Annotated in this window: 23 protein-coding genes; 9 read left to right on the top strand and 14 right to left on the bottom strand. The window is 69.9% G+C overall.

Features of this window, described 5'->3' with window-relative positions; genetic code table 11:
- Window positions 1-101: 101 nt before the first annotated feature.
- The 4 genes from HDC36_RS05455 (at window position 102) to HDC36_RS05440 (ending at window position 3,475) form a co-directional block, all read left to right on the top strand.
- Window positions 102-725, top strand: coding sequence for a hypothetical protein (locus tag HDC36_RS05455; RefSeq protein ID WP_179565083.1), 624 nt, complete (start codon window positions 102-104; stop codon window positions 723-725).
- A 73-nt stretch (window positions 726-798) separates the two neighbouring features.
- Entirely contained in the window at window positions 799-1,569 is a 771-nt protein-coding gene (locus HDC36_RS05450) for an NAD kinase (RefSeq protein ID WP_179565650.1), read from the top strand.
- A 134-nt stretch (window positions 1,570-1,703) separates the two neighbouring features.
- Window positions 1,704-2,669: a 5'-nucleotidase gene (locus HDC36_RS05445; RefSeq protein WP_179565081.1), complete on the top strand. Its 966-nt coding sequence runs from the start codon at window positions 1,704-1,706 to the stop codon at window positions 2,667-2,669.
- The gene (locus HDC36_RS05440) at window positions 2,666-3,475 is read left to right on the top strand and encodes a transferase (RefSeq protein ID WP_179565079.1); all 810 of its coding nucleotides are present in this window, start codon (window positions 2,666-2,668) and stop codon (window positions 3,473-3,475) included. Before HDC36_RS05445 ends, HDC36_RS05440 begins: the two co-directional genes overlap by 4 nt.
- A 761-nt stretch (window positions 3,476-4,236) precedes the next feature.
- Here HDC36_RS05440 and HDC36_RS05435 read toward each other — a convergent pair.
- The 13 genes from HDC36_RS05435 to asnS form a co-directional block, all read right to left on the bottom strand.
- The gene (locus tag HDC36_RS05435) at window positions 4,237-4,773 is read right to left on the bottom strand and encodes a DUF2939 domain-containing protein (RefSeq protein WP_179565077.1); all 537 of its coding nucleotides are present in this window, start codon (window positions 4,771-4,773) and stop codon (window positions 4,237-4,239) included.
- A 111-nt stretch (window positions 4,774-4,884) separates the two neighbouring features.
- Entirely contained in the window at window positions 4,885-5,571 is a 687-nt protein-coding gene (locus HDC36_RS05430; RefSeq protein WP_179565075.1) for a DUF2461 domain-containing protein, read from the bottom strand.
- Window positions 5,568-7,007 (bottom strand): exodeoxyribonuclease I, encoded by a 1,440-nt coding sequence (sbcB, locus tag HDC36_RS05425; RefSeq protein ID WP_179565073.1) that lies wholly within the window; start codon window positions 7,005-7,007, stop codon window positions 5,568-5,570. The genes HDC36_RS05430 and sbcB overlap by 4 nt, the downstream gene beginning before the upstream one ends.
- A gap of 128 nt (window positions 7,008-7,135) precedes the next feature.
- Window positions 7,136-8,515: an NAD(P)/FAD-dependent oxidoreductase gene (locus HDC36_RS05420; protein ID WP_179565071.1), complete on the bottom strand. Its 1,380-nt coding sequence runs from the start codon at window positions 8,513-8,515 to the stop codon at window positions 7,136-7,138.
- Window positions 8,516-8,549: 34 nt separating this feature from the next.
- On the bottom strand, window positions 8,550-9,821 hold the full coding sequence (kynU, locus tag HDC36_RS05415) for a kynureninase (RefSeq protein WP_179565069.1): 1,272 nt from the start codon (window positions 9,819-9,821) through the stop codon (window positions 8,550-8,552).
- Window positions 9,822-9,851: 30 nt separating this feature from the next.
- Entirely contained in the window at window positions 9,852-11,987 is a 2,136-nt protein-coding gene (locus tag HDC36_RS05410) for an FUSC family protein (RefSeq protein ID WP_179565067.1), read from the bottom strand.
- Between the two features lie 33 nt (window positions 11,988-12,020).
- Window positions 12,021-12,545 carry a 3-hydroxyanthranilate 3,4-dioxygenase gene (locus HDC36_RS05405; protein WP_179565065.1) on the bottom strand — a complete coding sequence of 175 codons (525 nt, stop codon included), beginning with the start codon at window positions 12,543-12,545 and terminating at the stop codon, window positions 12,021-12,023.
- Window positions 12,546-12,590: 45 nt separating this feature from the next.
- Entirely contained in the window at window positions 12,591-13,253 is a 663-nt protein-coding gene (gene can, locus HDC36_RS05400) for a carbonate dehydratase (RefSeq protein ID WP_058197164.1), read from the bottom strand.
- Window positions 13,254-13,400: 147 nt separating this feature from the next.
- Window positions 13,401-14,024 carry an FMN-binding negative transcriptional regulator gene (locus HDC36_RS05395; protein ID WP_179565063.1) on the bottom strand — a complete coding sequence of 208 codons (624 nt, stop codon included), beginning with the start codon at window positions 14,022-14,024 and terminating at the stop codon, window positions 13,401-13,403.
- A gap of 7 nt (window positions 14,025-14,031) precedes the next feature.
- Window positions 14,032-14,346: a hypothetical protein gene (locus tag HDC36_RS05390; RefSeq protein ID WP_179565061.1), complete on the bottom strand. Its 315-nt coding sequence runs from the start codon at window positions 14,344-14,346 to the stop codon at window positions 14,032-14,034.
- On the bottom strand, window positions 14,343-14,648 hold the full coding sequence (locus HDC36_RS05385) for a hypothetical protein (RefSeq protein ID WP_179565059.1): 306 nt from the start codon (window positions 14,646-14,648) through the stop codon (window positions 14,343-14,345). The genes HDC36_RS05390 and HDC36_RS05385 overlap by 4 nt, the downstream gene beginning before the upstream one ends.
- Window positions 14,645-15,022 carry an ADP-ribosylation/crystallin J1 gene (locus tag HDC36_RS05380; RefSeq protein WP_179565057.1) on the bottom strand — a complete coding sequence of 126 codons (378 nt, stop codon included), beginning with the start codon at window positions 15,020-15,022 and terminating at the stop codon, window positions 14,645-14,647. Before HDC36_RS05380 ends, HDC36_RS05385 begins: the two co-directional genes overlap by 4 nt.
- 4 nt (window positions 15,023-15,026) lie before the next feature.
- Window positions 15,027-16,427 carry an asparagine--tRNA ligase gene (gene asnS, locus HDC36_RS05375; RefSeq protein WP_179565055.1) on the bottom strand — a complete coding sequence of 467 codons (1,401 nt, stop codon included), beginning with the start codon at window positions 16,425-16,427 and terminating at the stop codon, window positions 15,027-15,029.
- A 141-nt stretch (window positions 16,428-16,568) separates the two neighbouring features.
- Between asnS and HDC36_RS05370 the strand changes: the two genes are divergently transcribed.
- Window positions 16,569-16,922: an iron-sulfur cluster assembly accessory protein gene (locus HDC36_RS05370; RefSeq protein WP_179565053.1), complete on the top strand. Its 354-nt coding sequence runs from the start codon at window positions 16,569-16,571 to the stop codon at window positions 16,920-16,922.
- Between the two features lie 15 nt (window positions 16,923-16,937).
- Here HDC36_RS05370 and HDC36_RS05365 read toward each other — a convergent pair whose 3' ends face one another.
- Entirely contained in the window at window positions 16,938-17,726 is a 789-nt protein-coding gene (locus tag HDC36_RS05365; protein ID WP_179565051.1) for a 4'-phosphopantetheinyl transferase superfamily protein, read from the bottom strand.
- 426 nt (window positions 17,727-18,152) lie between these two features.
- Here HDC36_RS05365 and rpsF point away from each other — a divergent pair, with 426 nt between their 5' ends.
- The 4 genes from rpsF (at window position 18,153) to smc (ending at window position 23,239) form a co-directional block, all read left to right on the top strand.
- Window positions 18,153-18,587 (top strand): 30S ribosomal protein S6, encoded by a 435-nt coding sequence (rpsF, locus tag HDC36_RS05360; protein ID WP_003473337.1) that lies wholly within the window; start codon window positions 18,153-18,155, stop codon window positions 18,585-18,587.
- An 11-nt stretch (window positions 18,588-18,598) separates the two neighbouring features.
- Window positions 18,599-18,829: a 30S ribosomal protein S18 gene (gene rpsR / locus HDC36_RS05355; protein ID WP_003473336.1), complete on the top strand. Its 231-nt coding sequence runs from the start codon at window positions 18,599-18,601 to the stop codon at window positions 18,827-18,829.
- A 228-nt stretch (window positions 18,830-19,057) separates the two neighbouring features.
- On the top strand, window positions 19,058-19,507 hold the full coding sequence (gene rplI / locus HDC36_RS05350) for a 50S ribosomal protein L9 (RefSeq protein ID WP_179565049.1): 450 nt from the start codon (window positions 19,058-19,060) through the stop codon (window positions 19,505-19,507).
- Window positions 19,508-19,735: 228 nt separating this feature from the next.
- The gene (gene smc / locus HDC36_RS05345; RefSeq protein WP_179565047.1) at window positions 19,736-23,239 is read left to right on the top strand and encodes a chromosome segregation protein SMC; all 3,504 of its coding nucleotides are present in this window, start codon (window positions 19,736-19,738) and stop codon (window positions 23,237-23,239) included.
- Window positions 23,240-23,260 lie beyond the last annotated feature (21 nt).

Here is a 23,260-nt window from a genome sequence, read left to right as displayed (position 1 = left end):
CCCATGGCCATGCCCGCGGGGCCGTTTGCCCTGGCGCTGGCCGGTCCGGTTCCCCGCGTACCGTCCGCTTCGCGTTCCGCGGCTTCGCGCCGGCAGAGACCATGCTCTACCTTCTGATTCCCGCGTTCGTCGTGCTGCTGCTGGTGCTCCTGGCCCGGCGGCCTTCGCTGGAGGTGCGGCTGCAGCGTGCGTTGCAGCAACAGCGGCAAGGCAACCTGGCGCCGCTGCGCGCGCTGTCCAGGAAATCCTTCGGCGATGCCGCGTATGCCTGGTTTCTGCACCTGGATGCCAGCGGCGAGCCGGTCGCGGCGCTGGCCGCATTGAAGCGCGCGGTCTACGCCCGCACCTGGCTGGACAATCGCTTCAGCGTCGCCTACCGCGAATATGGCCGCCGCTGCTTTCTGGGCGTCGGCGCCGAACCGGATCATGCCGCGCTGCTGGCGCAATGGGGCGCGCGCGGCTGGCGCGAGGGCGCGGGCTGGGAACCCGAACTGGCCTGGATCCAGGCCTTTGGTCCGCAGTCATGCCGGGATGTCGCACGCGCCTGGTACTGGTTATGTCTGGCCGATGCGCGGCAGGGCGAGGGCATGGGCGACATCAAGTCCGCGCAGCTGGCGCAGCAGGTCCGCGAACGCCTGATCGCCGTCGTGCCGGCATCGGTCCGCCAGGACATGCAGGAACAGGCCGCGCGCACCGTCTACGATGATTACGCGTCCGGACGCTAGCGTCGGCGCCGCCGGGATGGCCGCGCGCGCGTAACGGCGTGCCGGGTATGATCGCGGCATGAACGTTCCTGTCCTGCCGTCTTCTCCCCGCATCTGTTTCCTCGCCAGCACCGCGCCAGCCGCGCTCGCGGCGCGCGATCAGCTGATCGCGCGCTATGGCGACCATGCGCCGGCCGACGCCGATGTGCTGTGCGCGCTCGGCGGCGACGGCTTCATGCTGCAGACCCTGCATCGTCACGGCGGCCTGGGCAAACCGGTGTTCGGCATGAAGCTGGGCACGGTCGGCTTCCTGATGAACCAGTATCTGGACGACGATCTGGTGGTGCGGCTGGCGCAGGCCGAGCCGGCCAAACTGCGGCCGCTGGAGATGCTGGCGCAGACCGAGTCCGGCACCACCACCGGTTCGCTGGCCTACAACGAAGTGTCGCTGCTGCGGCAGACCCGCCAGGCCGCGCACGTCAGCATCGACCTCAACGGTCAGACCCGGGTCGACGAACTGATCTGCGACGGGGTGATGGTGGCCACGCCGGCCGGCAGCACCGCCTACAACTCCTCGGCGCACGGCCCGATCCTGCCGCTGGGGTCGCACACCCTGGCGCTGACCCCGATCGCCCCGTACCGGCCACGGCGCTGGCGCGGCGCGATCCTCAAGGCCGACACCGAAGTGCGCCTGCGCGTGCTCGATCCGTACAAGCGCCCGGTCAGCGTCACCGCCGACTCGCACGAAACCCGCGACGTGGTCGAAGTCACCATCCGCGAATCGCGCGACCGCCTGGTCACCCTGCTGTTCGATCCGGAGCACAACCTGGAGGAGCGGATCTTGAGCGAGCAATTTATGGTTTGAAAGCGGGGATTGGGGAGTCGGGATTGGGGATTCGCAACAGCGGGTCTGCCGCTCCGACGCTCTACTCCTTTACGTTCCGCTCCAGTAAGCCGCTTTTGCCAATCCCGAATCCCCAATTCCGAATCCCTGCTCCCATGTCCGACAACTCCCCCCGCCTGCTAACCGTCGCGATCACCTCGCGTGCCCTGTTCGATCTGGAAGAGGGCCATGCCCTGTTCGAGCAGCAGGGAGTGGAGGCGTACAGCGCGTACCAGCGCGAGCGCGAGGACGATGTGCTGGCGCCGGGCGTGGCGTTCCCGGTGGTGCGCAAGCTGCTGGCGCTGAACCAGGGCACGCCGCCGGAGACGCCCCCGGTGGAGGTGATCCTGCTGTCGCGCAATTCCGCCGATACCGGGCTGCGCATCTTCAATTCGATCCAGCACTACGGGCTGGGCATCGTCCGCGCCACCTTCACCTCCGGCGAGGCCACCTGGCCCTACGTCAAGCCGTTCGGCACCGACCTGTTCCTGTCGGCGAATCCGGAATCGGTGCGGCGCGCGCTGAGCCACGGCATCGCCGCGGCGACGATCCTGCCCAAGCCGCCGGGCGAACATGCGCAGGAAGCGGCCGCGGCGGCCGGAGCGATCGATTCGGAGCGGTTATCCACGCAGCTGCGCATCGCCTTCGACGGCGATGCGGTGATCTTCGGCGACGAGGGCGAGCGCTTCTCGCGCGAGCAGGGCGTGGAGGCGTTCGGCCGCTACGAGCGCGAGAACGCGCGCGAGCCGCTGACCGGCGGGCCGTTCCGCAATTTCCTGTCCGCGCTGCATGCCTTGCAGTCCGCGTTCCCGGCCGGCGAAGCCTCGCCGATCCGCACCGCGCTGGTCACCGCGCGCTCGGCGCCGGCGCACGAGCGGGTGATCCGCACGCTGCGCGAATGGGGCGTGCGCCTGGACGAGGCGCTGTTCCTGGGCGGCCGCCACAAGGGGCCGTTCCTGCAGGCGTTCGGCGCCGACATCTTCTTCGACGACTCGCAGCACAACATCGACAGCGCCGCGCGCGAGCGGGTGGCCGCCGGGCACGTGCCGCACGGCGTGGCCAACCTCATCGCCAAGCCGTGAGCGCGGCCTCCGGCGGCGGCGCAGGCCGCTGGGCCACGCTGCGCCAGTTGCTGCGGCCGGACCGCGCGCAGACGCAGGCGCTGCGCCCGGGACGGCCGTACGTGGAGCGCGGCTGGCGCTACACCAGCCTGCAGTTCAAGGGCGAGGTGACGCAAAGCCGGATGCTCACCTGGTGGCCGCACGTGCTGGAAGTGGACTACACCCGCAGCATGCTCGGCGCTCTGCTGCTGCGGCCGGAGCCGCGCTGCATCGGCATCGTCGGCCTGGGCGGCGGCTCGCAGGCCAAGTTCTGCTACCGGCATCTGCCGCAGGCGCGCATCGAGGCGATCGAGGCCGATGCCGACGTGCTGGCGCTGCGCGACGCCTTCCACATCCCGGCCGACGACGCGCGTTTCCAGGCGCTGCGCGGCGACGGTGCGCAACTGCTGCCGCAGCGCCGCGGCCGCTACGACCTGCTGCTGCTCGACGCCTACGATGCCGACGGCATCCCCGCGGCGATGCGCACGCGCGGTTTCTACGACGATTGCCATGCCGCGCTGACGCCCGGCGGCGTGCTGGTGGTGAACCTGTACGACACCGACACCCGCCAGCACGTGGCGCACCTGCGCAAGATCTTCGGCGGCCGGGTGCTGCGCATGGACGAGCCGGAACTGGACAACCACGTGGTGTTCGCCTGGACCGGCGATCTGCCGGTGCTGGACGCGCGTGCGGCATTGGCGCACCTGCCGTGGTCGGCGCGCTGGCAGTTGCGCGTACCGTTCCGGCGCGTGCAGCAGGCGTTCGAAACGACCGCCTGGCGCCGCTGAGCGGCGCGTCGCTGCGATATGCCGCCCGTCACTGTGGCAGCGGCTTCGATCGCGACCGGCGGAGGCGGATACCATCCTGGCTCCGGTACCTTGTTGGGGCGGATGCATCGAGCAGTCGGGACTGAAGCCCCTCCCACAGTGCACCCAGCCGGCTTGCCGCAAGTCCTTGTGGGAGCGACTTCAGTCGCGATGAGCGGAGGCGGATACCCTCTTGGCTCCGATGCCTTGTTGGGGCGGATGCATCGAGCAGTCGTGACTGAAGTCCCTCCCACAGTGCAGCCAGCCGGCTAGCCGCAAGTCCTTGTGGGAGCGACTTCAGTCGCGATGAGCGGAGGCGTATACCATCTTGGTTCGGTTGCTTTGTTGGTGCGGAAGCATCGAGCAGTCGGGACTGAAGTCCCTCCCACAGTGCGGCTAGCCGGCTTGCCGCAAGTCCTTGTGGGGAGCGACTTCAGTCGCGACGGGCAGAGGCGGATACCATCTTGGTTCGCTTGCCTTGTTGGTCCGGAAGCATCGAGCAGTCGGGACTGAAGTCCCTCCCACAGTGCGGCTAGCCGGCTTGCCGCAAGTCCTTGTGGGAGCGACTTCAGTCGCGACGAGCAGAGTTGGAAGCCGCTATGGTTTCGGCACTTTGTGGGTGGGTGTAAGGCCTGCACCCACCGGATTGGTCGCAAGCTTCCTGTAGTGACTCCGGGTGGCCTCGGGCCATCAGTTGCGATTGAAGACTTCTTCCGGCGTCGATGTCGCGGCTGAAGCCACTCCTACAACGGCAGCAGGATGTTGCTGAGCTTCCAGCGCAGCCCGTCGCGGGTGAACACGCAGGGCACCGCGGTGCCGTCGGCGGTGTGGAGGGTGGCGACGAAGCGCGAGGTCGATTCGAAGCGGTGCTCGGCCTGCCGCAACGGTTGCGGCGGACGCGGCGCGGCGTAGGTGTCGCCGCCGACGGTGTCGCCGCTGGCGCGCTTCCACAGCGCGTCGCCCTGCAGCAAGGCGCCGATCCCGGCCGGGGTGACCATCGCATCCACGCCCATGCCGCTGACGCTGCCGGCCAGCGACAGCAGCGCGCCGCCGAACAGGCCGGCCTGCAGGTCCGGCCCGGCGCGGCGCAGCAACGCATCGTCGACCTGCGCCTTCAGGTTGACCCGCAGGGTGGGGAAGTCGACGTAGCGCTCCAGCGCCGCCGCATCGCGCTGTTCCAACGCCTGGCTGATGCCGCGGATCGCCAGGTAGGGCCCGGCGACGACATAGCCGCCGAGCGCGAGCAGGGCGAGGAACAGCAAGGCCAGCCATTTTTTCATCGTGTGCCTCGGTGCGGATGCATCTTTTGTAGGAGCGGCTTCAGCCGCGACAGGCGTTACCGATGATGCCTGTCGCGGCTGAAGCCGCTCCTACAGGGAAAGCGGACTGCCTCAAAATTCCAGATCCAGGGCCGCGCACAAATAGTCCACGAACGGGGCCAGCGTCTGCAGATCGGCCGCCACCAGCGAGCGCAGCTTCGGCCCGGTCATCGTGGCGTCGTCGAGCTGGCGCCAGAACACCCAGTTCTTGTGTTTGAGGTCGTCGATGAACTCGAACTCGGCGGGAAAGCCGCGCGGCGGCCGCACCAGCATTTCCGTGGCCTCGAAATCGAAGCGGCGGCGCAGCTTCGGCGCGTGCGCGGCGGCTTTCCAGCTGCCCGGGTTGTCGAAGATGAACTGGCGCACCTTGCGCTGCGTGTCCGGCTCCGGATGCCACAGACCGGCGCCGACGAAGCTCTCGCCCGGCTGCAGGTGGATGTAGAACGACGGCGCCGGCACCTGCTTGCGCCGCTCGTGGAACAGGCGCGCGCCCTGCCAGGTCTTGTACGGCGACTTGTCGTGGGAGAAGCGCGCGTCGCGATGGATGCGGAACAGCGAGCCGCCGACGCCGCGCGGGTCGGAGCGGAAATGGTCGCTGACCTGGGCCAGGTCCGGCTGCAGGTCGGTGATCAGGCGCAGGAACGGCTGGCGCACGTGCTCCTCGTACTTGTGCCGGTTGTCGTTGAACCAGGCCTTGTCGTTGTGCCGCGCCAGGGCACGCAGGAACTTGAAGCTGGCGTCGCTGAAATAAGAAGTCATAGGGTACGTTGCAGGTCCTGGCCCCAGGCGGCCAGCTGATCGAGCAGGGCTTGCTTGGTAGCATCATCGGAGTGAGCCAGACGTAAATCGGCGAGCTGCGCGAAGTAGCCGTCCAGGCCCAGTTCGGACAGGCCGCTGTCGCCATGCAGGCGCCGGCGCCGGTAATCGTCCCAGCGGTTCTGCTCGACGATGGACAGCGTCTGCGGCCAGTTGCGCGCGCGGTAGCGGAACAACAGCTCGGGCAGGCGCGGATCGCGGAAGCCGGTTTCCAGCGGCGCCAGCTGTGCCGGCGGGGTCGCACGCACCTGCGCCATCGCGCGCTTGTCGGTGTCGGCCAGGAAGCCGTCGTACAGCGAGGCATCCACGTCGGCCGGGGCCGCCGCGCGTTCGTTGCCGAACACGCGGCGGACCTTCTCGGCCAGTTCCGGCCCGGCCTCGCGCAGGCGCGCGGCCTTGGCCAGGATCTGCGCGGGGTCGATCTGCAGGCGCGCGAAATCCGCATCGCGCAGGTGCGACCAGGCGACCAGCGCCGGTGCCTTGTTCAGGTGCACTTCCTTCAGCGGGATGCGCTGCTCGCCTTCGGGCAGGTCGGCCTGCGGGGTGTACAGGCGGTCGGCGATCTGCTCCGGGGTGTAGCGCAGCAGCGGCTCGATATCGCCTTCCAGGTCGAACACCAGCACCCGGCTGTCGATGCGCGGATGCCGCGCCAGCGGCAGCACCGGCGCGGCGCACAGGCGCGCGGCCGGATAGCGCATCGACACGTGCAGCACCGGCTGCATCGCCACCACGTCGAGCAGGCCGCCGCAGAAGCGCTTGTCGCGCAGTTTCAGCGCGTAGTCCCATAGCCGCGGTTGCCGCTCGCGGAACAGCCGCGCCATGCCGATGGTGGCATAGACGTCGGACAGCGCCTCGTGCGCGTCGCCGTCGCGCACGCCGTTGGCCAGCGCCAGCTGTTCCAGCTTGAACGAGGTGGCGCCGTCCTCGCGCTGCGGCCAGACCACGCCGTCCGGGCGCAGCGCGTGCATCAGCCGCAGCATGTCCAGCAGGTCCCAGCGCGAATTGCCGCCGCGCCACTCGCGCTCGTACGGATCGTGGAAATTGCGGAACAGGCCGTGGCGCACGAATTCGTCGTCGAAGCGCAGCGAGTTGTAGCCCAGCGTGCAGGTCTGCGGCCGCGCCATCTGCTCGGCGATGCGCGCGAACGCATCGGCCTCGTTGACCCCGTCGCGCAGGGCCTGCTGCGGGGCGATGCCGGTGATCAGCGTGGCGATCGGCGAGGGCAGCAGGTCGTCGGCCGGCTGCACGAAGAAACTGACCGGCTCCTCGACCACGTTCAGCGCCGCATCGGTGCGCACCGCCGCGAACTGGGCGATGCGCGTGCGCCGCGGATCGGCACCGAAGGTTTCCAGGTCGTAGAAGAGAAAGCTGTCGGGCATGGTCGGACCAGAGCGGTGTGGGTGGTGCGTGCGGGCTGGCTTTTGCAGGAGCGGCTTCAGCCGCGGCCAACGCTACCGGTAATGCCGGTCGCGGCTGAAGCCGCTCCTACAGGGTAAGGCACACAGGCTCAATGCGCGCCGTCCAGCGGTGCCAGGCGATCGTGCACGGTGCGTTCCAGCCAAGCCCAGTCGATCCGCGACAGGTCGCTGTGGCCCTGCGTGGCCTGTACCAGGATCTGGCGCTGGATCTCGCTGCGCTCCAACGCCAGCGCGTACGGCGTGCGCAGGAAAGTGACCATGGTGTAGTGCGGCACGAAGCGGGTCGGGTGGCGCTCCTGCAGCGCCTGTTCCAGCTCGCGCTGCAGCAGGAAGCCGGCATCGCCGACGCGGTCGCGCATCTCGATGTAGTTCTCCAGCGCCATCTGTTGGATCGCGCTGGCGTTGGGCTTGCGCTCTGCCTCGAAAGCCGCGTAGGCGCGGCCCAGGTCCGGTTCGCGCTGCAGGTGCGTGGCCAGGGCGACGCAATCCTCGAACGCGCAGTTCATGCCCTGGCCGTGGAACGGCACCATCGCATGCGCGGCATCGCCGAGCAGCACCGCGCGCCCGTCCAGGTGCCAGCGTTCCAGGCGTAGCGTGCCGAGCAGGCCCGGCGGGTGCTGTTCCCAGTGCTCGGCCAGTTGCGGCATCAGCGGCAGCGCATCGGCGAAGTCGCGTTGGAACAGCGCCAGGGCTTCCGCGCCGCTGCGGGTGGTGGCGAAACTGGGCTCGCCTTCGTTCGGCAGGAACAGGGTGACGGTGAAGGTGCCTTCGTCGTTGGGCAGGGCGATGCACATGTAGTGCCCGCGCGGCCAGATGTGCAGCGCGTTGGCCTCGATGCGGAAGCTGCCGTCGGGGTTGGGCGGGATCTCCAGTTCCTTGTACGAATGGTCCAGGAACTCGGTGTGCTCGGCCATCGGCGACTTGCGCTGCATCGCCGCGCGCAGCGCCGAGCCGGCGCCGTCGGCGCCGATCATGCTGCGGAAGCGGATGTCGTGCGGCTGGTCGTCGCGGTCGTCGATGAAGCGCGCGTAGCCGGCGTCGAAGTCCACCGTGTGCAGGCGCCGGTAGAAGTGGATCTGCGCGCCGGCCTGTTCGGCCAGCTGCAGCAGGGTGATGTTGAGGTCGTTGCGGTGCACCGACCAGATCACTTCGCTGTCGTCGCGGCCATAGCGCTGCAGTTGCTGGCGGCCGTCGGCGAAATGCACCATGCGCCCGCGCATCATCACCGCCTTGGCCATCACCGCGGCGTCAGCGCCGGCCTGGCGCAGCGCGTGCAGGCCGCGCTCGGCCAGCGCCAGGTTGATCGAGCGGCCGCGCTCGTAGTCCTGGATGCGCGGATCGCCGCGGCGCTCGTAGACGGTGACGCGCCAGCCCTGGCGCGAGAGCAGGATGGCGAGCAGGGAACCGGCCAGGCCGGCGCCGATCAGGGTGATGCTGCGGGGGGAGGCGCTCAAGGAGAAATCCGGCATGACGCGCGGCGGGGGCCGCGCAGGAGGGGGCGGCTCAGACGCCGGCCCAGGTTTCCGCTTCCTCGACGAAGCGGTAGACGTCGCGATAGCGGGTGTACAGCGGCACCGGGCTGATCCGGATCACGTCCGGCTCGCGCCAGTCGCCGAGCACGCCGACCGATTGCAGGTACTCGAACAGCGCACGGCCGCGTTCGCGGCCGCCGATCACGCGCAGCGACAGCTGGCAGCCGCGCTGCGCAGGGTCGGCCGGGGTGACGATCTGCAGGGTCTCGGCCAGGCGCGCGCGGATCAGCGTTTCCAGATAGCCGGTCAGCTGCAGCGACTTGCGCCGCAGCGCCGGCAGCCCGGCGCGTTCGAACAGCTCCAGCGAGGCGCGCAGCGGCGCCATGCTCAGGATCGGCGGATTGCTCAGTTGCCAGCCGTCGGCGCCGGGCGCGGCGACGAACTCCGGCCGCATCTGGAAGCGGGTGCGCTTGTCGTGGCCCCACCAGCCGGCGAAGCGCGGCGTGTCGCCGTGGCCATGGCGCTCGTGCACGAACGCGCCGGCGACCGCGCCGGGGCCGGCGTTGAGGTACTTGTAGTGGCACCACACCGCGAAATCGGGCGCGGTGTCGTGCAGGGTCAAGGGGATGTTGCCGACCGCATGCGCCAGATCGAAACCGACCGCGGCGCCGGCCGCGCGGGCCAGCCGCGCCACCGCGTCCAGGTCGAAGGCCTGCCCGGTGCGGTACTGCACGCCCGGCCACAGCACCAGCGCCAGGCGCGGGCCGTGTTCGGCGATCGCGCGCTCGATCGCCGCCAGCGACACGGTGCCGTCGGCGCCGTCGGGCTGCACTTCGATCAGTTCGGTCGCCGGGTCGAAGCCATGGAAGCGGATCTGCGAGGCCAGCGCATGCTGGTCGGACGGGAACGCGCCGGCCTCGATCAGGATGGCCGGGCGCTCGCGGGTGGGGCGGTAGAAGCTGACCATCAGCAGGTGCAGGTTCACCGTCAGCGTGTTCATCGCCACCACTTCGTGCGGCAGCGCGCCGACCAGCTGCGCCAGCGGCGCGGCCAGCAGTTCGTGGTAGGTCATCCACTGCGTGTCGCCGGTGAAGTGGCCTTCCACCGCCAGCGTCGACCACTTGTCCAGCACCTCCTGCACCGCGGCGCGCGCGCCGCGCGGCTGCAGGCCGAGCGAATTGCCGACGAAGTAGGCCTGGTCGGCGCCCTGGTGCTGCGGGAACAGGAATTCGCGGCGCAGCTCGCGCAGCGGGTCGGCGGCATCGAGCGCGGTGGCGTGGTTGCGGGTCAGGATCTCGTTCATCGGCAGCGGGTAACAGGACGAGGGCACAGTCTACCGGTCGCGGCGTAGCGCTTCGTCGGCGGGCGTGGCGGTGGCCGGCAGCATGGCGCTGCGCAACAGGTGGGTGAGGGTGCCGACGCTGTCGGCGACGCGGTCGCCGGTGTCGGCCAGCGCGGCCAGCGCCGAGCCGTCGCTGGCTTCCTGCAGATGCGCGGCCAGCGCCTCGGCCAGGCGCCGTTCGTCGTTGCGCAAGGTCGCCTGCGGCGGCGGGGTGCCGCTGCGCAGGCTGTCGGCCAGTTGGGTCAGCGCCGCATGCGCCTGCTGCCGAAACTGCGCCAGTTCCGGCAGCGGCGGCAACGCCGGGCTGTCGCGCAGCACCGCTTCCAGCGCCAGCGAGGCGCGGATCAGGCGATTGCCGTTGGCCAGCACCGATTCGGCCAGCTTGAGTTCGCGCAGGTTGCGCTTGCGCCGCGGTTCGCCGCGCAGGCGCTCGATCGAGGCCTGTACGTTGGTGCGCGCGGTACGCGACGCGGCGCGGGTCTCCGGCAGCGCCTGCAGGCGGCCTTCGAGCAGCGCGGCGAGATGGTCGCGATAGGCCAGCAACAGCTGCGCCAGGGTGGCGCGGATATGCCGCCGCTCCCAGGTCGGCCACAGCGCATAGGCGACCAGCGCCAGCGCGCTGCCGAGCACGGTGGCCTGGATGCGTTCGCCGATCGCCTCGCCCGGGGCCATGCCTTCGAACGACAGCAGCAACACCAGCATGCCGGTCAGGCAGGCCACGCCGAGGCCGTAGTTGACCTGGGTCAGCAGGCGGAAGCCCAGGCAGAACACAGTCAGCAACAGCAGCCGCACCACCGCGCCGTCCATCGTGAAGTGGGCCAGCACGGTAGCCAGCACCAGCCCGGCGAAGGTGCCGGCCACGCGCAACGCGCCGAAGCTGAGAGTGCCGCCGAAATCCGGCTTGAGCACGATCGCCGTGGTCATCGGGATCCAGTAGCCGTGCGGGATCGCCTGCCAGCGTTCGAACAGCACCGCCAGGCTCAGGCACACGCCGCAGCGCAAGGCATGCCGGAACGCGACCGAGGAGAAGCCGAGGTTGGCGCGCAGGGTCTGCAGCGGCGCCAGCGGGCGCAGCGCCGCCGGCAAGCGGGCCTCGGCCAGCTCGGCCTGGATCTCGCCGCGGCTGCTGGCCCAGTGGCCGTTGCGCACCAGCGCGCGCAGCTGCCCGCCCAGGCCCTGCGCGCGGGCCACGGCAATGCGCAGCAGGCGCCGCTCGCGGGTGTCCTGCGCTTGCGCCTGGGCCTGCGCCAGCGCCTCGGCCAGATCGTCGAAGCCGGTCATCGAGGCCTCCGCCGCGGCCGGGTCTTCGGCGTTGTCCAGCGCGTAGGCGAGCTGGTCCAGCACCACCGCGCTGCGTTCCAGCACGCGCTCGATCGGCAGCCGCGCTGCGGCGGCTTCGTCCAGGCGCCCGTGCAGGTCGGTCAGGGTCAGCAGTTCCAGTCGCGCGCGTTCGCACAGCTCGGCGATGATCCGGAACGACTGCACCGCCAGCCCGCGCGAACGGTGCTCGCCGTGCAGCATCACCATCGCCTCGAGCACCGCTTCGGTGGCCGGCGGCGCCAGCGTCGCGCTCGGCCGCTGGCGGGCGATGCCGGCCAGCTGCCGCATCAGTTCGGCCAGCGCGAACCGCTCCGGGCGGTAGCGCTGCAGCGGCCAGGCGGCCAGCGCCATCAGCATCTGCAGCACGCCGCCGGCGAAGATCAGCGCGGCCACGCCGACGCTCTGTGCCGCGGGGAGGCGCACGTCGGCGCTGACCACCAGCAGGATCATGCTGGTCAGCCCGACCCGCGCCGCGACCGGGCCCAGCGCCACCAACAGGCCGCCGCCGAGGCCCAGCAGCAGCGCCGCCAGCGCCAGCGCCGGGGTATGCGCGCCGATCAGCATGCCCAGCAGCGCCGCGCCGCCGGCGGCGAGCGCCGCCATCAGCATGCGCTGCATGCGCGCGCGGTACGGCCCGGGCTGGTCGGAGAACATGGTGTTCAGCGCGCCGGTGGCCATCGCCAGGCCCAGTTCGGCATGGCCGCTGGCCACGCCCACGGCGAGCGGGGCGACCACCGCGAAGGTGTTGCGCAGGGCGACGCGCAGCGGGACGTCGCGCGGCTTCAGCGCGATCAGGCTATGCAGCATCGCAGCCCGGCGCGACGGTCGGCGAGGGTGCGCTCACGGCGCGGCGACGGGCGCCGGCACCGGGTGCAGCTGTCCGCAACGGCCGCAGGTGCGCAGCGCCTCGGAGGCGTAGAAGCGCGCGAATACCGGCGGAAAATCGGTCTCGATATTGCGCAGCGGGAAATATTCTGCGTACAGCAGGTGGTTGCAGCGTTCGCAATACCACTGCAGGCCGTCGTTCTCGTGCGGCAGGCGGCGGCGCTCGATCACCAGGCCCACCGAATCGGGCAGCCGCTGCGGCGAATGCGGGACCTTCGGCGGCAGCAGGAAGGTCTCGCCGGCGCGGATCGGGATCTCGCGCACTGCGCCGTCTTCCTGGATCCTCAATACCATCTCGCCTTCGAGCTGGTAGAACCACTCCGGGCCTTCGTCGTAGTGGAAGTCCGAGCGCGCGTTCGGCCCGCCGACCGCCATCACGATGAAGTCGCCGGCGTAGATGCACTTGTTGCCCACCGGCGGTTTCAGCAGGTGCCGGTGTTCGTCGATCCAGGCGTGCAGGTTGAGCGGGGCGGGGAGCATGCGGTGTCCTTGGGCAGTCGTGTCGGCGCGGGCGCCGGCACCGGATCAGCGATCCTCGCGGTCCTGGCAGATCCGCGCCAGTGCGGCATCGTAGCGCGGCGCCAGGTCCTCGATCCGCTCCAGTTCCATGCCCAGGTCGTGCACGCGGCCGTCGCGCAGGCTGTAGACCCAGCCGTGCACGGTCAGCTCCTGGCCGGCGGCCCAGGCGTCGCGCACGATCGAGGTGCGGCTGACGTTGACCACCTGCTCGAGCACGTTGAGCTCGCACAGGCGGGCGTGCTGCAGGGTCAGGTCGCCGGCCTGCTGCAGGCAGCCTTCGTGCTTTTCGGCCACGTCGGTGACGTGGCGGATCCAGTTGTCGACCAGGCCCAGGCGGGCGCGGGTCAGGCCGGCATGCACGCCGCCGCAGCCGTAATGGCCGACCACCAGGATGTGCCGCACCTTCAGCACTTCCACCGCGAACTGGATCACCGACAGGCAGTTGAGGTCGGTATGCACGACCACGTTGGCGATGTTGCGATGGACGAACACCTCGCCCGGCGCCATGTCGATGATCTGGTTGGCCGGCACCCGCGAATCCGAGCAGCCGATCCACAGGTATTCCGGGGTCTGCTGCTTGGACAGGCGGCCGAAGAAGTCCGGATCCTCGCGATTGATCCGCTCGGACCAGGCACGGTTGTTGTGCAGTAGCTGATCGATTTTGCTCATAGCCGCGCATTATTCCAGAAGCAGGCGCACACATGGGCGGGTCGCGGCGGCGGCGGGCGTGGCGCGGTTCATCGGCGCGGACACACGCCGGCGTATGTTGGTCGGGACGTGCGGCGCGCCCGCGCTCGTGTGCGGACGCAGGCGCCGTCAGCGCCGTTGCAAGCGCTCGCGCATCAATGCGGCCACCGCCTGCGCGCCAGGATCGGCCTGCGCCTGCAAGGCCGCGCTCACCGCCGTCGCGTTCGCTGGCGGGTGGTTCTGGCTCAGCTTGAACTTCAGTTCCACCCGCTCCGGTTCGAAACGGAAGCCGACGATGCCGCGCAACTGGCGCCGGTGCGCCTCGTTGTGCGGCTCGTAGCGCCAGTCGCTGCCGAGCGCGCGCTCGTGGCGTTCGCTGAGCCGGGCCACGATGTCGGCCAGCAGCGCTTCGTCGTCGCTGGCCTGCAACCGGCCATGCAGGTGCGCGGTGGCGTAGTTCCAGGTCGGCACGCGCGCCATCGCCTCCTTGTCCGGATACCAGCCCGGCGACACATAGGCCTGCGGCCCGTGCACGATCAGCAGCGCCGGGCCGGCATGCCGCGACTGCGGGTTGGCGCGCGCCCAGTGGCCCTCGATCACGATGCGCGTGCCGTCGCGCCGGTACAGCACCGGCAGCGGCGTGGCGCAGGGCAGGCCGTCGGCGACGGTGACCAGGGTGACGAACGGATCGCGCGCGATCAGCGCGTCTAGCGCGCCCAGGTCGGTTTCGGCGAACGCCGGCGGGACGTGCATCGGCGGCTCAGGCGCGCGTGCCCAGGGTCTGGGTCATGCGTCCGCGCAGCGCGGCATCGTTGTCGGCCTGCGGCGGCGCCACTTCGTGCAGCGAGAACCCGCGCGCCAGCGCGTCGTCCTCGTCCAGGCCGTCGAAGGCGACGAACTCGGCGTCGAACAATGCCGCCTGCGCGGTGTCCTCGCTGTCGTAGCTGAGCGTGTTGCCGTCGCTGTCCAGCACCTCGGCGGTGCCGGCTTCGCGCACGCGCAGGCGCGCCCACACCAGGATGCGGCCGAGGCTGGCCAGGTACCACCGATCGGCGGCGGAAGCGTCTGAAGTCATGGAATCACCAGGGAAAGCAGCCAGAGCAGGGCGGCCATGCCCAGGCCGAAGAAGATGGTCAGCAGCGACAGCCAGGCCGGGGTCGCCAGCCCGGACAGCGAGCGGTCGCCGAGCGGGCGGTAGCGCCGCGCCAGCAACCAGCCCAGCGCCACCGGCTTGAGAAACGCGCCGGGCCCGAATTCAGCCACCAGCGGCGGATGCCGGTCGCGGATATGCACCAGGGTCAGCGGCCAGAAGATCAGGAACGCGCTGAACCCGGCGATGGCCACGCCGACGAAGCACAGCGCGAAGAACAGGATCATGCCGAGGTCTCCTCAAGCGGAGCATCGAAGCGCGCCACGATCTCGATGAGGCCGACGATATTGTCGTTCAGCGTCTCCAGCGCCTCGGCCGGGATCCACCACTCGGTGTGCTGCGCGCCGCCCACCTTCTGGATCGGATAGGGCGCCAGGAACGCCGCGCGCACCGCGAACCGCGCCACGTAGCCGACCCCGCTGTCCTTGACGTTCCAGCGCCCGGCGATCTCCTCGGCGTAGCGCTGGTTGGTCACCGGATAGAAGATCGGCTGTTCCGGCAGCCGCGGCGGCCAGCGCCGGAACCCGGAATCGCGCACCAGCGCGAATTCCTCCGGTCCCAGCGGCCGGTACATGGTCACCGTGGCGTCGGCGTCGGCCATGTCCTCAGAACTCGGCGCTGCCCGGCGCGCGCGGGTAGGGGATCGCGTCGCGGATGTTGCTCAGCCCGCAGATGTAGACCACCAGGCGCTCGAAGCCCAGGCCGAAGCCGGCGTGCGGCACCGTGCCGTAGCGGCGGAAGTCGCGGTACCAGCCGTAGTGCTGCGGATCCAGGCCGAACTGCACCATGCGCGTGTCCAGCACGTCCAGGCGCTCCTCGCGCTGGCTGCCGCCGATGATCTCGCCGATGCCCGGGGCCAGCACGTCCATCGCCGCCACGGTCTTGCCGTCGTCGTTCAGGCGCATGTAGAAGGCCTTGATGTGCTCGGGGTAGTTGGTCACCACCACCGGGCGGCCGACGTGCTGCTCGGTCAGCCAGCGCTCGTGCTCGGTCTGCAGGTCCAGGCCCCATTCCACCGGGAACTCGAACTTGTGCCCGGACTTCTGCAGCAGCGTGATCGCATCGCCGTACTCGATGCGCTCGAACGGCGAGTTGATGAACGCCTCCAGCTTGCTGATCGCGGTCTTGTCCACGCGCTCGGCGATGAACGCCAGGTCGTCGCCGCGCTCCTCGAGCACCGCGCGGAACAGGTACTTGAGGAAGTCCTCGGCGACCCGCGCGTCCTCGGCCAAGTCGGCGAAGGCGATCTCCGGCTCGATCATCCAGAACTCGGCCAGGTGGCGGGTGGTGTGGCTGTTCTCGGCGCGGAAGGTCGGGCCGAAGGTGTAGACCTTGCTCAGCGCCAGGCAGTAGGCCTCGACGTTGAGCTGGCCGGACACGGTCAGGAAGGTCTCCTTGCCGAAGAAGTCGCGGCCGAAATCGACCTGGCCCTTGCCGTCGCGCGGCAGGTTGGCCAGGTCCAGGGTCGACACGCGGAACATCTGTCCGGCGCCTTCGGCGTCGGAGGTGGTGATGATCGGGGTGCTGATCCAGTTGTAGCCGTTCTGGTGGAAATAGCGGTGCACCGCCTGCGCCAGGCAGTTGCGGATGCGGGTCACCGCGCCGAACAGGTTGGTGCGCGGGCGCAGGTGCGCGACCTCGCGCAGGAATTCCAGCGAATGCGCCTTGGGCTGGATCGGATAGGTTTCCGGATCCTCGACCCAGCCCACCACCTCGATCGCCTCGGCCTGGATCTCGAAGCTCTGGCCCTGGCCCTGCGAGGCGACCAGGCGCCCGCGCGCGATCACCGCGCAGCCGGCGGTCAGCCGCTTCACTTCCGCCTCGTAGTTGGGCAGCTCGGCCGGCGCCACCACCTGGATCGGCGCGAAGCAGGAGCCGTCGCTGACGTTGACGAAGGACAGCCCCGCCTTGGAATCGCGCCGGGTGCGGACCCAGCCGCGTACCGTCACCTCGCCGCCCGCCGGGATCTTCCCGGCCAGCGCATGCTCAACGCTCACCACCGTCATGACTTGAATCCTCGCCGCAGCGACTCGATATGGAACGGGCAAGTGTACTGGCTGAACCGCGGCGCTTGCGAGGCACGGTGCGCATCCGCCGCCGCGCTTCCTCCCTATAATGACCGTTCGCTGTTCCCGGAGTCGTTCGCCATGGCCATCCATCTCACTCCCGTCGCCTTCGAGCGCGTGCAGCGCTTCGTCGCCCAGACCCCCGGTGCGCTGGGCCTGCGTTTCGGCGTCGAGCGCACCGGCTGCTCGGGTTGGGGCCACGTCACCGACCTGGCGCGCGAAGCGCACCCGGACGATGCGGTGTTCGAGCAGGATGGGGTGCGCATCTACGTCAACGCCGCCAGCCTGCCGCTGGTCGACGGCACCGAGATCGATTTCGCCAAGCAGGGCCTGGGCGAGACCTTCATCTTCCGCAATCCCAACGCCACCGCCGAATGCGGCTGCGGCGAGAGCTTCACCACCGACGCCGAGCATGCGGCGGCCGCCGCGCGCTGAGCGCCGGCGCTGCGCTCACCACGCGTAGTGGGTCAGCACCAGCTGCGGATCCAGGTCCAGCCGCGCAAAACCGATCTCGCAGGCCTGGCCTTCGACGAACTGCGCGCATAGCGTCTCGGTGAGTCGCAGGCACAGGCGCTGCCGCACCGGATCGACCCCGCAGGCGCGGGCCGCGGCGAAGTCGAAATAACGCCCGACCGCGCCGAACGCGGCCTTGAACAGGCTTTCCTTGGCCGAGAACAGCGCGGTCAGCAGCGCATCGTGCGACCACTGCGGGTTGGCCGCGGCCGCCAGCAGCTCGGCTTCTTGCGCATCGATCGCCACGCCCAGCACGGCCTCGCGCGCGGCCGGCGCGAGCAGCCGTTCCAGGTCGATGCCGATGCCATGGGCCTGGCCGGCCGGCAGCGCCACTGCCGCCGCGCAGCCGCCGCTGTGGGAAATGCTGCCCAGGCCGCCGGCCGGCCAGCGCGGCTCGCGCGTCGCGCCGATCGCGATTTCGGCCCGCGCCTGCGCCGGGCCGAGCGCTTCGTCCAGCGCCAGCCGCGCGGCCAGGCGCCCGAACAGGAATTCCGCCTGGCGCTTGCGCACGCTGCGCGCGACGCTGTCCGGGCAGGCGATCGTCGCCGCGGCGAAGGCCTGCGAGTGGAAGCGCTCGGCATCGAACCCCAGCGCGTACAGCGGCGTGCCGTCGTGCAGCAGGTAGCGGTGTGCACTGCGCAGGGCGGTGGCGACCGCCGGCGGCAGGTCCAGCTGCAGCGGCTGGCCGACGCGCAGGGCAGGGTCGGCGTCCAGGCGGGCGCTCAATGCGCGCACCCGGCCGACATGCCGCGTATGCGAAAGGGGAGCGCGGCGCTTTCGGCGCGGCGTACTCGCGCAGGCCTGGCCGCAAGGTCGCGGCCTGCGGCAGCGGGCAGGGCAGGCCGCTGCGCGGGCAGGCGTGCAGGAAGCGCGCTGGCGTCGGTGGCTGAGGGTGCGGGCGGTGTGCGGTTCACCCGGCCAGTGTCGCAAAACCGGCGCCGGCGCGGCAGCGGCCCGGGCGGGCGCATCGTCTGCAGCCGGCGGCACCCGCTCAGGGCGGGTGGACAGCCCGCCTTGCGGCGCGGCCTCTGCGCTGCCATACTTTCCGGCTTCCTGCGCCCGTCGTGGCGGGATCCCTTGCCCCACCGCACCCGTTTCGGGCCTCGCGGGGGGCTGTCCGGCCCTCGGGCCACATCCGAAAGGTATAACCACATGAGTCGTCATTACGAAATCGTGTTCCTGGTCCATCCGGACCAGAGCGAGCAGGTCCCGGCCATGATCGAGCGCTACAAGTCGCTGGTCGAGAACGGCAGCGGCACCATCCACCGTCTGGAAGACTGGGGCCGCCGCCAGCTGGCGTACCCGATCCAGAACCTGGTGAAGGCGCACTACGTCATGCTCAACATCGAAGTGGACCAGGCCATCCTCGCCGAACTGGTCGAGAGCTTCCGCTTCAACGACGCCGTGCTGCGCCACCTGGTGATCAAGCGCGACGGCCCGGACACCGAGCAGTCGCTGATCATGAAGAGCAAGGACGAGAAGGGCGACAAGCCCGAGCGTAGCGAGCGCCGTCGCCGCGACGACGAGGAAGGCGATGCGCCTGCCGCCGCCACCGAAACCGACGGCGACGCCGCCGAAGCCGCCTAAGGAGCACTGCCATGTCCAAGTTCTTCCGTCGTCGCAAGTTCTGCAAGTTCACCGCCGAGGGCGTCAAAGAGATCGACTACAAGGATCTCAACACCCTGCGCCAGTACCTCACCGAGAACGGCAAGATCGTGCCGAGCCGCGTGACCGGCACCAAGTCCAAGTACCAGCGCCAGCTGGCCACGGCGGTCAAGCGCTCGCGTTTCCTGGCGCTGATCCCGTACACGGACAACCACGACATCTGATGTGACCGCTCCGGAAGCGCCCGCACGGTTGTGCGGGTCCTTCCGGGCAACAGCCCACGCATCCGTGCGCGGGCTACTCAATATGAAGTCTGGCGATCGAAGAGTGCGGCGTTGCTCGGGGATTTTGCGATTCCCGATTCCCGATTCCCGATTCCCGGCTTTTCCTATTCGGACAGCAAGCGTTGCGGGCGCCTTCGGGCGTGCGCTAACGAATAACGGAGCAACACCATGCAACTGATTCTTCTGCAGAAAGTCACCAACCTGGGCGGCCTCGGCGACAAGGTCGACGTCAAGCCGGGCTATGGCCGCAACTTCCTGGTGCCGCAGGGCAAGGCCGTGCCGGCCACCGCCGCCAACATCGCCGAGTTCGAGGCCAAGCGCGCCGAGTACGAAGCCAAGGCACAGTCGATCCACGCCGACGCCGAGGCCCGTGCGGCCAAGCTGGAAGGCGCCAGCGTGACAGTCAAGGCCAACGCGTCCACCGAAGGCAAGCTGTACGGCTCGGTCGGTCCGCGCGACATCGCCGAGGCGTTCACCGCCGCCGGCCTGCCGCTGGAAAAGGGCGAAGTGGTGCTGGGCGAAGGCGCGTTCCGCAACATCGGCGAGTACGAGGTGCTGGTGCGCCTGCACGCCGACGTCGAGACCACGGTCAAGGTCGTGGTCGAAGCCGAAGCCTGATCCACGGCTTCATGCTGTACCGAAACGGGCACCGCAAGGTGCCCGTTTCGTTTGCGGCCTCCGGCCCCGGTCCTCGCTGGGTGCCGTTATACTCATCGGTTCGTGCCTGTTTTCTGTCCGGCGATCGTAGTCGTATCAAGGACTTGGAAGCGGGACTTCACCTGGATATTCATTAGCGGCAGCGCGTGCCGGCCCGCCGGCCGCCGCCTGCCATGGATTGCCTGCCCCATGCGCCTGTCGACCATCAAGCTGTCCGGCTTCAAGTCCTTCGTCGATCCGACCACGCTGCACCTGCCGACCAACATGACCGGCATCGTCGGTCCGAACGGCTGCGGCAAGTCGAACATCATCGACGCGGTGCGCTGGGTGATGGGCGAAAGCTCGGCCAGCCGCCTGCGCGGCGACTCGCTGACCGACGTGATCTTCTCCGGCTCCTCGGCGCGCAAGCCGGTGTCGCAGGCCACGGTGGAGCTGATCTTCGACAACTCCGACCACACCATTTCCGGCGAGTACGCCTCGTTCAACGAGATCTCGGTCAAGCGCCAGGTCAGCCGCGACGGCAGCAGCAGCTACTACCTCAACGGCACCAAGTGCCGGCGCCGCGACATCACCGACCTGTTCCTCGGCACCGGCCTGGGCCCGCGCAGCTACTCGATCATCGAGCAGGGCATGATCAGCCAGATCATCGAGGCGCGCCCGGAAGACCTGCGCGTGTACCTGGAAGAGGCCGCCGGCATCTCCAAGTACAAGGAGCGGCGCAAGGAGACCGAGACCCGCATCCGCCATACCCGCGAGAACCTGGAACGCCTGGGCGACCTGCGCGAGGAGATCGGCAAGCAACTCGAGCACCTCAAGCGCCAGGCGCGCCAGGCCGAGCAGTACCAGGCGCTGCAGGAAGAGCGCCGGGTCAAGGACGCGCAGTGGAAGGCGCTGGAATACCGCGGCCTGGACGGCAAGCTGCAGGGCCTGCGCGAGGCGCTGGGCCAGGAAGAGACGCGCCTGCAGCAGTTCATCGCCGAACAGCGCGAGGCCGAGGCGCGGATCGAGACCGGCCGCGTGCGCCGCGAGGAAGCCGCCGACGCCCTGAGCAAGGCCCAGGCCGAGGTCTACCAGGTCGGCAGCACCCTGGCGCGCATCGAGCAGCAGATCCAGCACCAGCGCGACCTGTCGCAGCGCCTGCACAAGGCGCGCGACGAAGCGCAGCTGGCGCTGGCCGAACTCGGCCAGCACATCAGCGGCGACGAGGCCAAGCTGGCGCTGCTGCGCGAGTCGGTGGACATCGCCGGGCCGCAGCTGGAGCAGCTGCAGGAAGACAACGAATACAAGCAGGAAGCGCTGCGCGACGCCGAGGCCAGGCTGGCCGACTGGCAGCAGCGCTGGGAAGCGCACCAGCGCTACACCGCCGAGGCCTCGCGCGCCGGCGAAGTGGAGCGCACCCGCGTCGATTATCTGGACCGGCAGTCGCTGGAAGCCGAGCGCCGCCGCGAAGCGCTGGCCGCCGAGCGCGCCGGGCTGGACCTGGACGCGCTGGCCGCCGCGTTCGAACAGGTGGAGCTGCAGCACGAGACCCAGCGCGCCGCGCTGGACGGGCTCAACGAACAGGTCGAAACCCGCAAGCAGGCGCTGACCGCGCTGCAGGAACAGCAGCGCGGCGCGCAGGCGGAACTGGCCGAGGTGCGCAAGCAGGCGCAGGCCGCGCGCGGCCGGTTGTCGTCGCTGGAAACCCTGCAGCAGGCCGCGCTCGGCCAGGAGCAGGGCGCCGCGGTGGCCTGGCTGAAGGCGCGCGGGCTGGATTCGGCGGCGCGCGTGGGCGAGCGCATCAGCGTCGAAAGCGGCTGGGAAAACGCGGTCGAAGGCGCGCTCGGGCAGTTGATCGAAGGCGTGCTGGTCGATGCGCCGGAGACCCTGGTCGACGCGCTGGGCGAACTCGGCGAAGGCCGCATCGCGCTGGTCAGCAGCGACGAGGAGGCCGGCCACTTCGCGCCGACCTCGCTGGCCGCCAAGGTGCAGGGGCCGATCGCGATCCGCCGGCTGCTGTCGCGGCTGCACGCGGCCGAGGACCTGGCCGCCGCACGCGCCTTGCTGCCGCAGCTGGGCGAGGGCGACTCGGTCATCACCCGCGACGGCGCGCGGCTGGGCGAAGGCTGGCTGCGCGTGTCGCGCTCCGGCGCGGCCAAGCAGGGCGCGTTGCTGCGCGAGCGCGATATCCAGGCCCTGCGCGGCCAGATCGATGCGCTGCAGGACCGCGAAGCGGAACTGGACCAGCGCCTGGCGAGCCTGCGCGAGCAGTCGCTGGCCGCCGAGCAGCAGCGCGAGGAAGCGCAGCGTCAGCTGTACCAGGCGCACCGCAGCGTGTCCGAACTGGCCGGGCAACTGCAGAGCCAGCAGGGCAAGGTGGACGCCGCGCGCACCCGCATCGAGCGCATCGAGACGGAGATCGCGCAGCTGCTGGAAACGCTGGACAGCAGTCGCGAGCAGGCGCGCGAGGCGCGCTCCAAGCTGGAAGACGCGGTCACCAGCATGGGCGACCTGGAAAGCACCCGGCACACGCTGGAGAGCGAGCGTCGCCAGCTCACCGAAGCGCGCGACCTGGCCCGCGATGCCGCGCGCCGGGTGCGCGAGGCCTCGCATGCGCTGGCCCTGACCCTGGAATCACAACGCACCCAGATCGCCTCGCTGAGCCAGGCGCTGGAGCGCATGGGCAACCAGCGCGGGCAACTGGATTCGCGCCTGGGCGAACTCAGCGCGCAGCTGAGCGAAGGCGATTCGCCGGTGCATGCGCTGGAAGCCGAGCACCAGGCGGCCCTCAGCGAACGCGTGCGCACCGACCGCGCGCTCGGCGAGGCGCGCGCGCTGCTGGACGGCATCGACAACGAATTGCGCGGCCTGGAACAGACCCGCCAGCAGCGCGACGAACAGGCCCTGGCGCAGCGCGAGCGCATCGCCCAGCGCCGCCTCGACCAGCAGGCGCTGGTGCTCAGCGCCGAGCAACTGTCGGCGGCGGTGGTCAAGGCCGGCTTCGTGCTCGAGGACGTGATCAACGGCCTGCCCGAACAGGCCGATCCGGCCGAGTGGGAGCAGGCGGTGCAGCAGATCGACGGACGCATGCGCCGCCTGGAGCCGGTCAACCTGGCCGCGATCAGCGAATACGGCGAGGCCGCGCAGCGCGCCGAATACCTGGAAGCGCAGGACGTCGACCTGAACACCGCGCTGGAAACCCTGGAGGACGCGATCCGCAAGATCGACCGCGAGACCCGCGGCCGCTTCAAGGACACCTTCGACCGGGTCAATTCCGGCGTGCAGGCGCTGTATCCGCGCCTGTTCGGCGGCGGCCACGCCTATCTGGAACTGACCGGCGAAGACCTGCTCGACACCGGCGTGGCGATCATGGCGCGTCCGCCCGGCAAGCGCGTGTCCAGCATCTCGCTGCTGTCCGGCGGCGAGAAGGCGATGACCGCGGTGGCGCTGGTGTTCGCGATCTTCCAGCTCAACCCGGCGCCGTTCTGCCTGCTCGACGAGGTCGACGCGCCGCTGGACGAAGCCAACGTCGGCCGCCTGGCGGCGATGGTCAAGGAGATGAGCGAGAAGGTGCAGTTCCTGTTCGTCAGCCACAACAAGGCCACGATGGAAGCGGCGCACCAGCTCAGCGGCGTGACCATGCGCGAGCCGGGCGTCAGCCGCCTGGTCAGCGTGGACCTCGAGGAAGCCGCGCGTTTGGCGGGCGCGGCCTGACGTGACATGCTAAATACCTTG

This window comes from Xanthomonas sp. JAI131 (assembly GCF_013410075.1).
Classification (GTDB): domain Bacteria; phylum Pseudomonadota; class Gammaproteobacteria; order Xanthomonadales; family Xanthomonadaceae; genus Xanthomonas_A; species Xanthomonas_A bonasiae.
The sequence above is the reverse complement of the archived record's forward strand: the minus strand, read 5'-3'. Positions and strand labels throughout refer to the sequence as shown.

What these genes read in the sequence shown, in the direction of transcription:
- HDC36_RS05455 (WP_179565083.1), top strand. Translation starts at nt 102, where the DNA reads ATGCTCTACCTTCTGATTCCCGCGTTCGTCGTGCTGCTGCTGGTGCTC.
- HDC36_RS05445 (WP_179565081.1), top strand. Translation starts at nt 1,704, where the DNA reads ATGTCCGACAACTCCCCCCGCCTGCTAACCGTCGCGATCACCTCGCGT.
- HDC36_RS05435 (WP_179565077.1), bottom strand. Translation starts at nt 4,773, where the DNA reads ATGAAAAAATGGCTGGCCTTGCTGTTCCTCGCCCTGCTCGCGCTCGGC.
- HDC36_RS05430 (WP_179565075.1), bottom strand. Translation starts at nt 5,571, where the DNA reads ATGACTTCTTATTTCAGCGACGCCAGCTTCAAGTTCCTGCGTGCCCTG.
- sbcB (WP_179565073.1), bottom strand. Translation starts at nt 7,007, where the DNA reads ATGCCCGACAGCTTTCTCTTCTACGACCTGGAAACCTTCGGTGCCGAT.
- HDC36_RS05420 (WP_179565071.1), bottom strand. Translation starts at nt 8,515, where the DNA reads ATGCCGGATTTCTCCTTGAGCGCCTCCCCCCGCAGCATCACCCTGATC.
- kynU (WP_179565069.1), bottom strand. Translation starts at nt 9,821, where the DNA reads ATGAACGAGATCCTGACCCGCAACCACGCCACCGCGCTCGATGCCGCC.
- HDC36_RS05410 (WP_179565067.1), bottom strand. Translation starts at nt 11,987, where the DNA reads ATGCTGCATAGCCTGATCGCGCTGAAGCCGCGCGACGTCCCGCTGCGC.
- HDC36_RS05405 (WP_179565065.1), bottom strand. Translation starts at nt 12,545, where the DNA reads ATGCTCCCCGCCCCGCTCAACCTGCACGCCTGGATCGACGAACACCGG.
- can (WP_058197164.1), bottom strand. Translation starts at nt 13,253, where the DNA reads ATGAGCAAAATCGATCAGCTACTGCACAACAACCGTGCCTGGTCCGAG.
- HDC36_RS05395 (WP_179565063.1), bottom strand. Translation starts at nt 14,024, where the DNA reads ATGCACGTCCCGCCGGCGTTCGCCGAAACCGACCTGGGCGCGCTAGAC.
- HDC36_RS05390 (WP_179565061.1), bottom strand. Translation starts at nt 14,346, where the DNA reads ATGACTTCAGACGCTTCCGCCGCCGATCGGTGGTACCTGGCCAGCCTC.
- HDC36_RS05385 (WP_179565059.1), bottom strand. Translation starts at nt 14,648, where the DNA reads ATGATCCTGTTCTTCGCGCTGTGCTTCGTCGGCGTGGCCATCGCCGGG.
- HDC36_RS05380 (WP_179565057.1), bottom strand. Translation starts at nt 15,022, where the DNA reads ATGGCCGACGCCGACGCCACGGTGACCATGTACCGGCCGCTGGGACCG.
- asnS (WP_179565055.1), bottom strand. Translation starts at nt 16,427, where the DNA reads ATGACGGTGGTGAGCGTTGAGCATGCGCTGGCCGGGAAGATCCCGGCG.
- HDC36_RS05370 (WP_179565053.1), top strand. Translation starts at nt 16,569, where the DNA reads ATGGCCATCCATCTCACTCCCGTCGCCTTCGAGCGCGTGCAGCGCTTC.
- rpsF (WP_003473337.1), top strand. Translation starts at nt 18,153, where the DNA reads ATGAGTCGTCATTACGAAATCGTGTTCCTGGTCCATCCGGACCAGAGC.
- rpsR (WP_003473336.1), top strand. Translation starts at nt 18,599, where the DNA reads ATGTCCAAGTTCTTCCGTCGTCGCAAGTTCTGCAAGTTCACCGCCGAG.
- rplI (WP_179565049.1), top strand. Translation starts at nt 19,058, where the DNA reads ATGCAACTGATTCTTCTGCAGAAAGTCACCAACCTGGGCGGCCTCGGC.
- smc (WP_179565047.1), top strand. Translation starts at nt 19,736, where the DNA reads ATGCGCCTGTCGACCATCAAGCTGTCCGGCTTCAAGTCCTTCGTCGAT.